1 protein-coding gene and 2 pseudogenes are annotated in these 592 nt (G+C 44.6%); all 3 read left to right on the top strand.

What is annotated here, in order from left to right:
* Positions 1-172 (top strand): annotated as a pseudogene (locus ACFIO5_RS12945) (phage tail protein); the annotation flags it as partial.
* Positions 169-423, top strand: a complete 255-nt coding sequence (locus tag ACFIO5_RS12940; RefSeq protein WP_375638846.1) for a tail protein X — start codon at positions 169-171, stop codon at positions 421-423. The pseudogene ACFIO5_RS12945 and the gene ACFIO5_RS12940, both read left to right, overlap by 4 nt.
* Positions 414-592: pseudogene (locus ACFIO5_RS12935) on the top strand (late control protein); the annotation flags it as partial. The gene ACFIO5_RS12940 and the pseudogene ACFIO5_RS12935, both read left to right, overlap by 10 nt.

Raw genomic sequence — 592 nt, 5'->3', positions numbered from 1 at the left:
AGTAATCACCAGTATCACAAAAGACCACGACTATATCAGTCGCTCTGGTCAATCCCAGCGCATCCGCTATTCCATTACGCTCTTGCCCTTTTTTAATGGCGGAAAACCACAAGGACAATACCAAGAGAGACAATATCAAATGGGGTATTACCAAGAGGGACAAACTCTATGAAGATACCAGAAAAACATGTTGTTGTAGAGCTAGAGGATATGAGCCTCGATCTCCTTTGCTTTCACCATGTCATGGCTGTGTTAGGGGACCGTTCTCAAGTTGGGGGACTAAACGGCTATTTAGAAGCCACACTGGAAGCCAATCCAGAGATTGCCAAATATGGTGTGTTTTTACCGCGGGGCTTAAAGGTCATTCTGCCTGAATTTGTTAGCCAAGAGAAGAATAGTGTGGTGAAAAGGCTATGGGATTAAGGCGTTCACATCCTTTTATTGAGGTGAGGGTGGGGGATAAGCTTGTTCATGAGGTTTTTTACCAGCGTCTTTTAACCGCAACTATCACGGATCATGCCGGGAATGAAGCCGATACATTTGAAGCAGAGTTTGATGATCGTGGCAATGATTTAGAGGTTCCCTCAAGCAA

It is taken from the genome of Bartonella sp. AA86SXKL, assembly GCF_042196885.1.
Note: the sequence above shows the minus strand (reverse complement) of the source record. Positions and strands in the feature narration are given on the sequence as shown.

What these genes read in the sequence shown, in the direction of transcription:
- ACFIO5_RS12940 (WP_375638846.1), top strand. Translation starts at nt 169, where the DNA reads ATGAAGATACCAGAAAAACATGTTGTTGTAGAGCTAGAGGATATGAGC.